Annotated in this window: 1 protein-coding gene; it reads right to left on the bottom strand. The window is 36.9% G+C overall.

Going from position 1 to position 255, the window contains the following annotated elements:
• Positions 1–255: hypothetical protein (locus tag HNV10_RS17145; protein WP_173302692.1), on the bottom strand; the 255-nt coding region annotated here is incomplete at both ends.

Consider the following 255-nt stretch of genomic DNA (forward strand, 5'->3'; position numbering starts at 1 on the left):
GGCCATTTAAAATCTCAGCATTAGCGTCTTCATTTTCTAAGATAAAGCCTTCTTGCTCATCGCCTGGATTGTTAACATCACACAACTCTATTGGACCTGGCGTTACTAATACAGGTAATGGATTAACAATTAATTCTAAACTGGTTAACTTATAACAGCCTTCTAAGGTCATATTATCTTCTACCCTAACCCATATGGTTTGTGTAAATGCTTCTGTATTTGTATAAGCTGTTGGCGTACTTATCGCATTGCTTG

It is taken from the genome of Winogradskyella litoriviva (genome assembly GCF_013249065.1).
GTDB lineage: Bacteria > Bacteroidota > Bacteroidia > Flavobacteriales > Flavobacteriaceae > Winogradskyella > Winogradskyella litoriviva.